This window comes from Comamonas sp. MYb396 (genome assembly GCF_037479555.1).
Lineage (GTDB): Bacteria > Pseudomonadota > Gammaproteobacteria > Burkholderiales > Burkholderiaceae_C > Comamonas.
Genome location: NZ_JBBGYU010000012.1, coordinates 146,344 through 160,363 on the forward strand (window position 1 = coordinate 146,344; position 14,020 = coordinate 160,363).

Annotated in this window: 12 protein-coding genes; 1 reads left to right on the forward strand and 11 read right to left on the reverse strand. The window is 64.2% G+C overall.

Annotated elements, in window-relative coordinates; genetic code table 11:
- Positions 1-122: 122 nt before the first annotated feature.
- From WH265_RS22985 to WH265_RS23035, 11 genes are all read right to left on the reverse strand, one after another.
- Positions 123-1,100: a porin gene (locus WH265_RS22985; RefSeq protein ID WP_027010383.1), complete on the reverse strand. Its 978-nt coding sequence runs from the start codon at positions 1,098-1,100 to the stop codon at positions 123-125.
- 302 nt (positions 1,101-1,402) lie between these two features.
- Positions 1,403-3,061, reverse strand: a complete 1,659-nt coding sequence (locus tag WH265_RS22990; protein ID WP_339519665.1) for an MFS transporter — start codon at positions 3,059-3,061, stop codon at positions 1,403-1,405.
- Between the two features lie 266 nt (positions 3,062-3,327).
- A complete protein-coding gene (locus WH265_RS22995) occupies positions 3,328-3,975 on the reverse strand; it encodes a DsbA family protein (protein ID WP_339559769.1) in 648 nt (215 codons plus the stop codon).
- A 12-nt stretch (positions 3,976-3,987) separates the two neighbouring features.
- The gene (locus WH265_RS23000; protein ID WP_339559770.1) at positions 3,988-4,296 is read right to left on the reverse strand and encodes a DUF1289 domain-containing protein; all 309 of its coding nucleotides are present in this window, start codon (positions 4,294-4,296) and stop codon (positions 3,988-3,990) included.
- Positions 4,293-4,793 (reverse strand): YbaK/EbsC family protein, encoded by a 501-nt coding sequence (locus WH265_RS23005; protein WP_339559771.1) that lies wholly within the window; start codon positions 4,791-4,793, stop codon positions 4,293-4,295. The genes WH265_RS23000 and WH265_RS23005 overlap by 4 nt, the downstream gene beginning before the upstream one ends.
- 86 nt (positions 4,794-4,879) lie before the next feature.
- Positions 4,880-5,791, reverse strand: a complete 912-nt coding sequence (locus WH265_RS23010) for a hydroxymethylglutaryl-CoA lyase (protein ID WP_339519658.1) — start codon at positions 5,789-5,791, stop codon at positions 4,880-4,882.
- A 40-nt stretch (positions 5,792-5,831) separates the two neighbouring features.
- Positions 5,832-6,755, reverse strand: coding sequence for a 2-hydroxyacid dehydrogenase (locus WH265_RS23015; RefSeq protein WP_339559772.1), 924 nt, complete (start codon positions 6,753-6,755; stop codon positions 5,832-5,834).
- 59 nt (positions 6,756-6,814) lie between these two features.
- Positions 6,815-8,824, reverse strand: coding sequence for an acetyl/propionyl/methylcrotonyl-CoA carboxylase subunit alpha (locus WH265_RS23020; RefSeq protein ID WP_339559773.1), 2,010 nt, complete (start codon positions 8,822-8,824; stop codon positions 6,815-6,817).
- Between the two features lie 56 nt (positions 8,825-8,880).
- Positions 8,881-9,660 (reverse strand): DUF4126 domain-containing protein, encoded by a 780-nt coding sequence (locus WH265_RS23025; protein WP_339559774.1) that lies wholly within the window; start codon positions 9,658-9,660, stop codon positions 8,881-8,883.
- A gap of 92 nt (positions 9,661-9,752) precedes the next feature.
- Positions 9,753-10,541: an enoyl-CoA hydratase/isomerase family protein gene (locus WH265_RS23030; protein ID WP_021024798.1), complete on the reverse strand. Its 789-nt coding sequence runs from the start codon at positions 10,539-10,541 to the stop codon at positions 9,753-9,755.
- Between the two features lie 23 nt (positions 10,542-10,564).
- The gene (locus WH265_RS23035) at positions 10,565-12,172 is read right to left on the reverse strand and encodes a carboxyl transferase domain-containing protein (protein ID WP_230770391.1); all 1,608 of its coding nucleotides are present in this window, start codon (positions 12,170-12,172) and stop codon (positions 10,565-10,567) included.
- A gap of 82 nt (positions 12,173-12,254) precedes the next feature.
- Between WH265_RS23035 and WH265_RS23040 the strand changes: the two genes are divergently transcribed.
- A complete protein-coding gene (locus tag WH265_RS23040; protein WP_021024800.1) occupies positions 12,255-13,982 on the forward strand; it encodes a Na+/H+ antiporter in 1,728 nt (575 codons plus the stop codon).
- Positions 13,983-14,020: the final 38 nt, after the last annotated feature.

The window sequence follows — 14,020 nt, forward strand, 5'->3', positions numbered from 1 at the left end:
TATTTACAGATATCAGCAAATCGGCGATGTATCCTGGCCACACACTTTTCGGCATAAAAAAACCCGCATCCTCTCGAATGCGGGTTGTGAAGCGGAAGGCGCGCTGGGCGCCCAAGGCTTGCTTAGAAGTTGTGGCGGATACCAGCAGCGAAGGTGCTGAAGTCGGCGCCGGAGATACCGGTGGCGTAGCTGGCGTTGGCCTTGTTGTCGACCTTGGTGTAGCCAGCGTACAGCTTGGAGCGCTTGCTCAGGTTGTAGTTGTAGCCCAGGATCAGCTGGCGTGCGCCGCTGTTGCTGACGTCGTCCCACTTGCCAGCCCAGCCGAAGCCAGCGACAAACTCGGAAGCACCCATGGTGTACATACCGGTCACGCGGGCAGCGTTGCGCTTGCCGCGCAGCTCTTCGTCAGAGCGTTGGTAGTAAGCGCCCAGTTGGAAGGCATTGATGGTGTAGTGCGCGCGCAGGCCCAGTTGCTTGTCGCCACCGACCTTGGTGAAGCCTGCACCCAGGGCCAGAGGACCGCTTTCCCAGTTGGCAGCCAGGTCGTAGCCGTTCTTGTCGTTGGTGCCAGCAGCCTTTTCGTGGAACGAAGCAGCGCCTTCAATGGTCAGGCCGCCCAGGAACACGGGGGTGCGGTAGGCGATCTTGTTGGAGTCGCGCATCACGTAGCTGTACAGCGCATCCGACAGCGAACCGGTGTCGTGGTTAGGCTGGTCCAGCACGCCGTAGTCAGCCACTGCGTAGTAGGACTCAGCGGTGAAGGTACCCAGACGCAGCATACCGAAGTTGCCAGCCAGGTTCACTTCGCTTTGGCGGCGGAAGGTCAGACCACCAGCGGAACCGGTGCCCGAGCCGTCATCCGAGTTGAAACCCGATTCCAGCACGAAGCCAGCCTTCAGGCCGCCACCCAGGTCTTCCGTGCCACGGAAACCGATACGCGATGCGTTGTTGAACAGGCCGGTGGTGGACACATCGCCCACCTTTTGGCGTTCCACCGAGGTGTTCACACGGCCATAAACCTGCACGCTGCTTTGAGCCAGTGCAGCGGTAGAGCCAGCAATGGCCAAGGTGGCAATCATCAAACGATTCAGTGAACGCATAGTGTCCTCGGGGATGTAGTCATTAAAAATGGTTGGACGGTGCTGCTGGGGTCCGCACAGGGCAGGTTTCAGCCCGTCACATAATGTTAATTTTAGGCGGCAGTCCCCGAAAAACGCGCTGAATATCTTGCAGTTTTTGCGAGAGTGACGCATCGCTACCACACTTATGTGACACACCCTGGTATTAACCATGAGATACCAAACCGCGCAGAAAAAAACAGCACCCGAAGGTGCTGTTGGGAGGTGAAGGCCACGGGTATCAGGTCATCCGCGTACCCGGGGCCAGCTCGCAGTGCTGAGGTTCAGTCGTTCGCGTAGATATCCACATCCTTGGTTTCACGCACAAACAAGGTTCCGATCACGAAGGTGATGCCGGCGATGATGATCGGGTACCAGAGGCCGTTGTACATATTGCCGGTCTGGGCGACGATCGCGAAGGCCGTCGTCGGCAGCAGACCACCGAACCAGCCATTGCCGATGTGGTAGGGCAGCGACATGGAGGTGTAGCGGATGCGGGTCGGGAACATTTCCACCAGCATCGCGGCAATCGGCCCGTAGACCATGGTCACCAGCAGCACCAGGTAGGTCAGCAGCACCACGGTCAAGACCTTGTTCGTCTTGGCGGGGTCGGCCTTGGCTGGGTAGCCGTCCTTGGCCAGGGTTTCGGCCACTGCCTTCTTGAACGCACCATCCTTGGCCTTCAGATCGTCGCCACTCAGGCCCGCAGCGGCATAGCTGGGGATGGTGTCGTTGCCGATCTTGATGACCGCCGTCGTGCCGGCAGGTGCGGCCTCGGTTTCATAGCTCACTGAGTTGGCGGCCAGCAGTTGCTTGGCCACATCGCAGGAGCTGGTGAACTTGGAGGTACCCGTCGGGTTGAACTGGAAGGAGCACTCGGCCGGGTTGGCCACGACCACCACCTTGTTCTTGGCTTGCGCCGCTGCCAGATCGGGGTTGGCCGCTTCGGTCAGCATCTTGAACACGGGGAAGTAGGTCAGCACGGCCAGCAGGCAGCCCGCCATGATGATGGGCTTGCGGCCGATCTTGTCGGACAGCGCACCAAAGATCACGAAGAACGGCGTTGCGATCAGCAGGGCCACGGCGATCATCAGATTGGCACTGACGGCATCGACCTTGAGCTGCTGCGTCAGGAAGAACAGCGCATAGAACTGGCCGGTGTACCAGACCACGGCCTGGCCGGCAGTCAGGCCGATCAGCGCCAGGATCACGATCTTCAGGTTCTTCCACTGGCCAAACGATTCACGCAGCGGTGCCTTGGAGGTCTTGCCTTCGGCCTTCATGCGCTGGAACGCAGGCGATTCGGACAAGGTCATGCGGATCCACACCGACACACCCAGCAGCAGAATCGACACTAGGAACGGAATGCGCCAGCCCCAGTCATTGAAGGCAGGCTCGCCCATCACGGTACGCGTGCCCAGAATCACCAGCAAAGACAGGAACAGGCCCAAGGTCGCCGTGGTCTGGATCCAGGAGGTGTAGGCCCCGCGCTTGCCGTGCGGTGCATGCTCGGCCACATAGGTGGCCGCACCACCGTATTCACCACCCAAGGCCAGACCTTGCAGCATGCGCAGCACGATCAGGATGATGGGCGCTGCCACGCCAATGCTGGCGTAGTTGGGCAAGATACCGACGATGAAGGTCGATGCGCCCATCAGCAAGATGGTGACCAGGAACGTGTACTTGCGCCCGATCATGTCGCCCAGGCGGCCGAACACCAGCGCGCCAAAGGGGCGCACGATAAAGCCGGCCGCAAAGGCCAGCAACGCAAAGATGAAGGCGGAAGTTGGGTCCAGTCCGGAGAAGAACTGTTTGGCGATGATGGCCGCCAGCGAGCCGTAGAGATAGAAGTCGTACCACTCAAAAACGGTGCCGAGTGACGAGGCGAAGATGACCTTGCGCTCCTCCTTGGTCATCGGCCGTGCTGCTGCACTGGTTGCCATGCTGTTGTCTCCTTGTAGTGTTGCCGCTCTTTTGTTTGGCGGACACTGCATTCTTCAAGCAAGCGCTGACCCAAGTCTGACGGTTTTCCAACACAAGCTTGCAATCTGCTGACAATTCGCTGACAAAATCCAGCGCAACCCGCACAAAGCGTTTTGCGATGCGGAATATCGCTGCACTGCAGCAGCAACCAAGGGAAAGTCCCAGGGCTGGCAAAACCGCTGGGAAAGGTGTTTTCAGCGGCGCTGAAGCCGGAAATCAGCGCTTATCAGCGCTTGGCCAAGCCGGAGGGACGGTCTGCTGCCGCATCCCATTGGCCATCGGCAAACCAGGCATCGCCGTTCAGGTAAGCGCTCAGCATCGGCAGCCCATCCAGGCCCCAGAACAGCTTGTCGTCCAGCACCATGCTGGGCACGCCAAACACGCCGGCGGCCGCCGCCGCATCGGTATTGCTGCGCAAGGCCTGCTTGGCTGCCTGTTCGACCGCATCGCCATGGCGCAGCTGCTCGGCCAAGGTTTGCTCCAAGGCCTGCAGGCGCTGCGCATCCAGCGCATCGGCGCCACCCAGCCAGACATGGCGAAAGATGGCATCGGCGGTGAAACGGTTGATGCAGCCGCCCTGGCCGGTGCGCAAGGCCAGGCGCAGCAAGGGCAAGGGGTTGAAGGGGTGCTGCGCAGGCATTTGCAGACCGCAGCCCAGGCTGTGGCCTAGCCAGCTGGCATGGCGGTAGGTCCATTCGCGCTTGCCGGCAATGCCGGCCGGGCCGGGGTTGGCATGCTGCTGCAGCAGCGCACCCAGCAAGACGGGCCGGTAGCGCACATGCACGCTATGGCCTTGCAGCGCCTGCGGCAGCGCATGGAAGGCCAGCCAGGCGTAGGGAGAGACAAAGTCCAGGTAGAAATCGATGCTTTTCATACCCGGCTCCTCTTAGACCGCCGGCACCAGCGGCCGGCCATTGGTGCCCAGGCCCGCACGGCCCAGCGCCTGCAGCCAGATCTGCTGGCGTTCGGCGGTATCGGCCTTGGACCAGGCGCGGATCTCGTCGATCGAGCGGTAGCAGCCGATGCAGTGGCTGCGGTCGGCATTCATCTTGCACAGCGACACACAGGGCGATGGCACGATATCGGCGTAATCGGCCGCAAAGGCACCGGTGACGCGCACCTGCTTGGTGCGGGCTGCCAGCGGTGCGGGCGAGGCCACGGGCAACTCCACCGGCTTGTCCACTTGTTCTGTCATGCCGCCTCCTTGACCACATCGGCCACCGGCGCGCCGGTCAGCGCTTCCAGATCGGCCGGCGCCAGCGCAAATACGCCGCTCGGGTGGCCTGCAGCGGCCCAAATCTGTTCAAAGCGGAACAGCTCGCGGTCGATCAGGGTAACGGGCTTGGTCACATGGCCAACCGGCGAGACACCGCCAATCGCAAAGCCGGTGCGGGCTTTGACAAAATCCGCATCCGCGCGCCCTACCGAGCCGACCAGCGCCGCCACCTTGGTCTCGTCCACGCGGCAGTCACCCGAGGTGATGACCAGCACGCAGGCATCATCGATCTTGCGGCGAAAAATAATGCTCTTGGCGATCTGGCCCAGCGCAATGCCCAGCGCATCGGCGGCCTCCTGGGCCGTGCGCGCTGAGACTTCCAGCATCTGCGGCCCATGCGGATGGCCCTTGTCCTGCAGCACCCTGGCTACCCGCTGCACCCCTTCGGGCAGGCTCAGCAACTCCGCTCCACACATGGTTCAACTCCTTGTTAAGCGACGATTGTGCCGTTTAGCAGGCTCCGCTGCAGCGCAGCGGGCATTCGCGAGCCCGCGCTGGGCGATCAACCCGCGCGCTTGTTCATCAGCGCCACGGCCACGCGCGAGTTGGGCTTGCGCTGCAAAAAGTCGCTGATGTAGATGCCCGCATCGACGAGCTTGTCCAGGTCAATGCCGGTCTCGATGCCCATGCCATGCAGCATGTAGACCAGGTCTTCGGTGGCGACATTGCCGGTCGCGCCCTTGGCATAGGGGCATCCGCCCAGGCCGGCGATGGACGACTGGAAGTTCCAGATACCCAGCTCCAGCGACGCCAAGGTGTTGGGCAGCGCCTGGCCATAGGTGTCGTGGAAATGCCCGCTCACTTGGTCCAGATTGAAATACTGCAAGGTCGCTTCCAGCGCCTTTTGCACCTTGATCGGTGTGCCCACGCCGATGGTGTCGGCCACATCGACGCGCTCGACGCCAATGCCCTTCATCAGCTCGGCCAGGTAGGCCACGCGCGAAGGCGCAATCTCGCCCTCATACGGGCAGCCCACGGTGCAGCTCATCGCGCCGCGCACCGCAATGCCGGCGGCCTTGGCCGCTTCCACCACCGGCGCAAAGCGCTCGATGCTCTCGGCAATCGAGCAGTTGATATTGCGCTGGCTGAAGGCTTCGCTGGCCGCGCCAAACACCACGATCTCATCGGGCTGGGAGGCCACGGCCGCTTCATAGCCTTTCATGTTCGGGGTCAGCACCGAATAGCGCACACCGGCCTTACGCGCCAGCCCCGCCATCACCTCGGCGTTGTCACCCATCTGCGGCACCCATTTGGGGCTGACAAAGCTGGTGACCTCAATCTCGGTCAGGCCCGCATCCTGCAGGCGCTGGGTCAGCTCGATCTTGACGGCCGCCGGCACCGGCGATTTCTCGTTCTGCAGGCCGTCGCGCGGGCCGACATCAATCAATTGGACTCGTTGGGGGTAGCGGGCCATGGGGTGTCTCCTGGGGTATTTCTTAAAAACGGGGGCGGAATCAGTATCCGCGATCGGCATAGACCATACCGCCAGGCTTCTCTCCGGCGGCAAAGGCCTGGAGCTTGTGCAGGATCTGCTGCAGAGTCTCTTCGGGCAAGGTGCGGGCGGAGCTGTGCGGCGTGATGCGGATCTGCGGCTGCTGCCAGAACGGGTGCTCGGCGGGCAGGGGCTCGGTGCGGAACACATCCAAGGTGGCACCAGCCACCTGCCCACTGTCCAGCGCGGCCAGCAGGTCGGCGTCGACCAGGTGCGCGCCGCGCGCCACATTGACCACATAGGCGCCCGGCTGCAACTGTGCCAGCAGGCCGGCATCGATGATGTTCTCGGTCTGCGCGGTCAGCGGCAGCAGGTTGACGAGGATACGCGTAGCACGCAGAAAGTCCGGCAGCTGCGCCATGCCCTCAAAGCACTGCACACCGGCGATCTGCTTGGGCGAGCGGCTCCAGCCGCGCACCGGAAACGCAAACTGCGCCACCGCCTGGGCCACGCGCTCGCCCAGCACACCCAGGCCCATCACGCCGACGGGAAAATCGCTGCGCAAACGCAAGGGCTGCTGGGCCCAGATGCCGGCGCTTTGCTGCGCCCGGTACGGCGCCAGATCGCGGAAATGGTCGACGACCGCATGGCAGACATACTCGGCCATCTGCACGGCCATGCCGGCGTCTTCGAGCCGCAGCACCGGCACGCCGGGGGGCAGCTGGCGCGCAAACAGCGCATCGACGCCAGCGCCCATGTTGAAGATCGCCTTGAGGCCCGCGCCTTGCTCGTCGAACAGCTGCTGCGGCGGCTTCCAGACCAGCGCGTAATCGGCCTGGGCCATGCCGGGTGTCCAGCCGCAGGCTTGGGCCTGGGGAAGGTGCAGGCGAATCGCATCCAGCCAGGGCTGCAGCTCATCGCTGTCGGTGTAGACGAGAATTTTCATGGCCGGCATTTCAGCACAGAAAAGGGTGCTGCGCCGTCACAGACAGCGCAGCGGCCCTGTCAGGCGGCAGCGACCTGCAGCTTGAGCAGTTCGGCGCCCTCAGTCACCTGGTCACCCGGCGCAAACAGCAGCTCCAGCACCTCGCCATCGGCCGGGGCGGCAATCGTGTGCTCCATCTTCATCGCCTCCATCACCGCCAGCGGCTGGCCCTTGCTGACCTTGTCACCGGCCTTGACTGCAAACGACACCACCTTGCCCGGCATCGGGGCCGTCAGGCGCCCGCCTTCGCTGCCGGCCTCACCGGCATGGGCCAGCGCATCGATTGCGGTGATCTCGGCCGCGCCGCGCGGGGCGAACACATGCACCACCTCGCCCTGCTGCCAGGTCTGCACCTGGTCACGCTGGCCGTTGAACTGCAGCTCCACGAGCTCGCCGTTGGGGCTGAACTGCAGCGGGCCCGTGGCATCGCCCACCGTCAGCACCAGGCCAGCGGCCTCGTAGCGCAGCGCCGCCTGCAGCTTGTCGCCGCCAAACTCGAAGTCAAAGCGGCGCTCGGTCACGCCATGCGATTGCCAGCCATCGCGGCGGCTGAAGGGGTCGTGGCTCTCGGTAGCGCGCTCCTGCAGCAGCTCGGCCACCACGGCAGCGGCCGCAGCGGTATCCAGGCCCAGGCCGCGTTGTTTGAACAGCAGGGTCTCTTCGCGCTGGATCAGCGCCGTATCGAGCTTGGCCTGGCCAAACGAGGGCGTGGCCAGGATATGGCGCAGGAACTGCACATTGGTCTGCAGGCCGACAATGCGCACCGCAGCCAGCGCCGCATCCAGCCGCGCCAGCGCCTGGGCGCGGTCTGCGCCGTGGACGATAAGCTTGGCGATCATGCTGTCGTAGAAGGGGCTGATGGCATCGCCTTCGCGCACGCCATCGTCAATGCGCACATCGCTGATTGCAAAACTGCTGCAGTCGGGCTTGCGGTAGACATGCAAGGTGCCGGTGGCGGGCAGGAAGTTGTTGTCCGGGTTCTCGGCGCAGATGCGCGCTTCGATCGCGTGGCCGCTGATCTTGAGCTCCGCCTGCTGCTTGGGCAGCGGCTGGCCATTGGCCACCAGCAGTTGCCACTGCACCAGGTCTTCGCCGGTGATGGCCTCGGTCACCGGGTGCTCGACCTGCAGGCGCGTGTTCATCTCCATGAAGTAGAACTTCATCGCCTCGGGTTGGTCGTAGCCGCCGGGCTGCTCGACGATGAATTCCACCGTGCCCGCGCCCACATAGCCCACGGCCTTGGCAGCGGCGACCGCCGCCTCGCCCATCTGCTGGCGCAGCGCAGCGGTCATGCCGGGCGCAGGGGCTTCTTCCAGCACCTTCTGGTGGCGGCGCTGCACCGAGCAGTCGCGCTCGAACAGGTAGACGCAATTGCCCTGGGTGTCACCAAACACCTGGATCTCGATATGGCGGGGGCGCAATACGTATTTCTCAATCAGCACCGCATCATTGCTGAAGCTGTTGATGGCCTCGCGCTTGCAGGACTCCAGCGCGGCCGCAAAGTCCTCGCTCTTTTCCACCAGGCGCATGCCCTTACCACCGCCGCCAGCGCTGGCCTTGATCAGCACCGGGTAGCCGATGCGGTCGGCCTCCGCGTGCAGCATGGCCGGGTCCTGGCCGGCGCCATGGTAGCCAGGCACCAGCGGCACGCCGGCCTTTTCCATCAGCTGCTTGGATTCGGCCTTCAGGCCCATCGCACGGATGGCATTGGCAGGCGGTCCGATGAACACCAGGCCCGCAGCGGCGCAGGCCACGGCAAAGTCTTCGTTCTCGCTCAAGAAACCGTAGCCGGGGTGGATGGCCTGGGCGCCGGTGGCCTTGGCAGCTTCGATGATGCGCTCCCAGCGCAGGTAGCTGTCCTTAGGGGCGCTGCCACCGATGTGCACGGACTCATCGCAGGCGGCCACATGCTTGGCATGGGCGTCAGCATCGGAATAGACGGCCACAGTCTTGACGCCCATGCGGCGGGCGGTAGCGGCGACGCGGCAGGCAATCTCACCACGGTTGGCGATCAAAATTTTCGAGAACATAGAACAATCTCCTCAGTCTTCTTCCCTGACCCCGGCCCGCCTTTGCAAGCCCCCGGTCAATATCGTTGGTGATCCGCGCCCGTGGCGGCCAAGGCCACCGGCTCTTCATGGCCCAGCCACCGGCGAATCCGGCGCACCACGGCCCGCAAAAACTTCCACAACACCCAGGTCATCACCCACATCAGCACCAGCACCACGGCCAGCGCCAGCGCAAACACCAGCGGGTGGTTGATGGCCAGCCACACCGCACCGATCGAGATCCCGTCTTCGACCAGGCTGGCGCCCCAGTTGGAGAAAGGCTCCGGGCTGGTGTTGATGGCCGCGCGCGTCGTGGTCTTGGCCACCTGGCTGCTCAGCGCCAAGGTGCCGCCCATCAGGGCTGCCGCCGTGGCCATCGTCGCGTTGTCGGTGCCAAACACGCTGGCCGCCAATGCCGCACCCGCTGGCACCCGCACCACGCTTTGCACCGCATCCCAGACCGAATCCACGCCGGGGATCTTGTCGGCAAAGAACTCGACAAACAGCAGCGCGCCGCTGATGAACAGGATCACCGGCTGCTGCAGCACCGTCAGCCCACCGGGCAGCTGCAGCACGCCGGTGGCGCCCAGCATGCCCGTCACAAACACCACCGCGTAGAGCCGAAAGCCACTGGCCCAACCGAGCGCAGCCGCCAAGGCCATCAGCTGGCCCCAGTCCCACTGCGCCATGGCCTGGCCCATCTGGCCGGCCACCTGGCCGACCTGGTCGGCCGCCTGCCCCACCGTGTGCGCGGTGTCCTTGTCCAGATGCAGGCCGATGCCGTGCAGCCAGTTGACGATGGTGTTCCAGATATCCATGGTGGTGCTCCTCAGTGCCAGTCAGCAAACGCGCTGTTTATAGCGCCAATGCCCGCTTGCTGTCTGCCATCCAAGGCCGCGTTAGGGCTGCATCAGCCTCCCAGCCAGCTGGGTTTGCGTTTGTTCAAGAAGGCCTGCACGCCTTCCTTGCCTTCGGCGCTGGCGCGGATGTCGGCAATGCCGGCCACCGTCTCTGCGATCAGTGCCTCGTCCACCTCGCGGCCGGCCACATCGAGCACCAGCTTTTTGCAGGCCTGCACCGCGGCCGGGCTGGCGCTCAGCAAGTGCTTGAGCAGGCCGTCGACGGCGCTGTCCAGCGCCTCGGCCTCCACCACCTGGTGCACAAAGCCGCTGCGCAGCGCTTCGGCGGCGTCAAAGCGCTCACCGGTCAGAAAGTAGCGGTGCGCCGCACGCGGGCCCATCGCGCGGATCACATAGGGGCTGATCGTGGCCGGGATCAGGCCGATCTTCACCTCGCTGAGGCAAAAACCGGCGTGGCTGGCCGCCACGGCCATGTCGCAGCAGGCCACCAGGCCCATGCCGCCGGCATAGACATCGCCCTGCACCCGCGCAATCGTCGGCTTGGGGCAGGTGTAGATCACGCGCAGCATCTCGGCGAGCTTGCCGGCATCGACCAGGTTCTCCTCACGGGTGTAGTCGGCCATGGCGCGCATCCAGTTCAGGTTGGCGCCAGCGCAGAAGGCCGGGCCTTCGGCGGCCAGCACCACGGCGCGGACCTGGGCCTGCGCACCCACCCAGCTGAAGGCGCGGGTGATGTCGGCAATCACCTCATCGCTGAAGGCATTGCGCACATCGGGCTGGGTCAGGGTGATGGTGGCCACCGGTCCAGCGGCTTCGACGGTCAGAAATGTGCTTTTCATGGTGTCCTCTCTGTCTCAGGGCCTTACATGCGGAAGACGCCGAACTTGGTGTCCTCGATCGGTGCATTGCGGGTGGCGGCCAGGCCCAGCGCCAGCACGCGGCGGGTGTCTGCCGGGTCGATGACGCCGTCATCCCACAGGCGTGCCGAGGCGTAGTAGGGGTGGCCCTGGTCCTCGTACTGCTGGCGGATGGGCGCCTTGAAGGCCTCTTCCTCCTCCGCCGTCCAGGCGCCGCCCCGGCCCTCGATGCCATCGCGCTTGACCGTGGCCAGCACGCTGGCCGCCTGCTCGCCGCCCATCACGCTGATGCGCGCGTTCGGCCACATCCACAGGAAGCGCGGGCTGTAGGCGCGGCCACACATGCCGTAGTTGCCGGCACCAAAGCTGCCGCCGATGATGATGGTGAACTTGGGCACGCTGGCCGTGGCCACCGCCGTCACCAGCTTGGCGCCATGGCGGGCAATGCCCTCGTTCTCGTACTTGCGACCGACCATGAAGCCGGTGATGTTCTGCAGGAAGACCAGCGGAATCTTGCGCTGGCAGCACAGCTCGATGAAGTGCGCGCCCTTGACGGCCGACTCGCTGAACAGAATGCCGTTGTTGGCGATGATGCCCACTTCCATGCCCTCGACCCGGGCAAAGCCGCAGACCAGGGTGGCGCCAAAACGGGCCTTGAACTCGTCAAAATCGCTGCCATCGACAATGCGGGCAATGATTTCGCGCACATCAAAGGGCTTGCGCGTATCGACCGGGATCACGCCATACAGCTCATCGGCCGGGTAGGCCGGTGCCTGCGGTGCCTTGTCAGCCGCATTGGGCTGCTTGGCCTTGTTCAGGTGGCTCACGGCCTTGCGGGCCAGCGCCAGCGCATGGGTGTCGTTGTCGGCCAGGTGGTCAGCCACGCCCGACAGGCGCGTGTGCACATCGCCGCCGCCCAGGTCTTCGGCACTCACCACCTCGCCGGTCGCAGCCTTCACCAGCGGCGGGCCACCCAAAAAGATCGTGCCCTGGTTCTTCACGATGATGGACTCGTCGCTCATCGCCGGCACATAGGCGCCGCCAGCGGTGCAGGAGCCCATGACCACAGCGATCTGCGCAATGCCCTGGGCCGACATATTGGCCTGGTTGTAGAAGATGCGGCCAAAGTGCTCGCGGTCGGGGAAGACCTCGTCCTGGTTGGGCAGGTTGGCGCCGCCCGAATCGACCAGGTAGATGCAGGGCAGGCGGTTTTGCGCGGCCACTTCCTGGGCGCGCAAATGTTTTTTTACCGTCATCGGGTAGTAGGTACCGCCTTTGACCGTGGCATCATTGCACACGATCATGCAGTCCACGCCACTGACCCGGCCCACGCCGGCGATCAAGCCCGCACCCGGTGCATCGTTGTTGTACATGTTCAGCGCAGCCAGCGGCGCCAGCTCCAAGAAGGGCGTGCCGGGGTCCAGCAGCATCTGCACGCGGTCACGCGGCAGCAGTTTGCCCCGGCCCAGGTGCTTGGCACGGGCGGCTTCACCACCGCCTTGCGCCACCTTGGCAGACTGGGCCCGCAGGTCCTCCACAATGCTGCGCATGGCTTGCGCATTGGTCTGAAAATCTGCCGACCGGGCATTCAGCTGGGTTGCGAGTTTGCTCATGCTTGTCCTCTTCAATGTTCTAGCGTTCCGTTCAGAAACGCGTTTTCTTTAAAAATAGTCTGCTGCCAAACGAATCCGCACCATGCACACCGTCGAAACCGTCCTGCTCGTCCTGATGATCGGTGCCGTCACCGGCATCATTGCGCGCTACATCCGGGCCATTCCGCTGCCGCTGATCCAGATCATGCTGGGCGCGGCGCTGTCCTGGCCACAAAAAGGCCTGCATATCGATTTCGACCCCGGCCTGTTCATGCTGCTGTTCATTCCGCCGCTGCTGTTTGCCGACGGTTGGCGCATTCCCAAGCGCGAGTTCTTTGCGCTGTACCGCCCTATTTTGCGGCTGGCCTTCGGCCTGGTGCTGTTTACCGTGATTGGCCTGGGCTACCTGATCCACTGGATGATTCCGGAGATCCCGCTGACCGTTGCCTTTGCGCTGGCCGCCGTGATATCGCCCACCGATGCGGTGGCCGTATCGGCCATCACGCGCAACCTGGGCATGCCGGCCCACACCATGCATGTGCTCGAAGGCGAATCGCTGCTCAATGATGCCTCGGGCCTGGTGGCGCTGAAATTTGCCATCGCCGCCACCTTGACCGGCCTGTTCTCCTGGACCCAGGTCACGCAGGAGTTTTTGTGGATCGCACTGGGCGGCCTGGGCGTGGGCGCTGCGGTGGGCTGGGGCTTCAGCTACCTGCGCGATACCGTCACCCGCCGCCTGGGCGATGTGGCGGCCACCCAGATGGTGCTGCTGCTGGTGCTGCTGCCCTTTGCGGCCTACCTGCTGGGCGAAAAGATTGGCGTCTCCGGCATTCTGGCGGCCGTGGCTGCGGGCGTGGCCACCAATTTTGGCGACCTGAACCGGGCCGACTACATCTCCGAGCGCATGCAGACCGCCGGTACCTGGGCGATGGTCGAATCGGCCTTCAATGGCGCGATCTTCCTGCTGCTGGGTCTGCAGCTGCCGTCGATCATCGGCGTGACCTTGCGCGATGCCGGCCATGACTGGTGGATTCTGGTGGGCTATGTCGCCATCATCTCGATCGCGCTTTTGGCGCTGCGCTGGATCTGGTTGATGCTGGGCGTCAGCCGCAGCCTGCACAAGGCCCACCAGGCCGGCAAGCTGGTCAAAAAACCCGACCTGTGGCTGAACCTGGCCACGACCCTGGCGGGCATCCGTGGTGCGGTCACGCTGGCCGGTGCGCTGTCGGTGCCGCTGCTCTTGAACAACGGCCAGCCGTTTCCGGCACGTGACATGCTGATCTTTCTGGCCACCGGCACCATCTTGTTCACCCTGGTGATCGGCAGCATCGGCCTGCCACTGGTGCTGCGCCGCGTGCAGGCGGTGAGCGAGCCCGAATCGGTGCGCGAAGAGCGCCAGGCGCGCATTGCAGCCTGCCGCGCTGCGATCAACAGCCTGGCGATGAGCGACGACGATGCCGCCCAGCAGCCCACCGAATGGCAGGCCCAGCAGCATGAAATCGAAGGCCGCATTGCGCGCGAGTACCGCAACCGTATCGACCTGCTGGATGAAGAGCGCACGCCCGAAACCGCCGAGGTGCAAGACCTGGCCACGCCCGACGCGGTGCAGGAGCGCCGCCTGCGCTATGTGGCTGAGCTGGAGATGCGGCTCAACTGCATCAAGGTCGAGCGCCACACCATCTACGCCGAGCGGCACAACAACCGCATCAACGACGAATCGCTGCGCAGCCTGGTCCAGGAGCTGGACCTGAGCGAGATCACCTTGCGCAAGCGCCTGGAAGTGGCCCGCCGCGCCGCCGCCAAGCAAGCTGCCAAGCTGGAAGGGCATTGATCGTTCAGGCGGGTGCTGCATGGCGGCGCTCTGCGCGG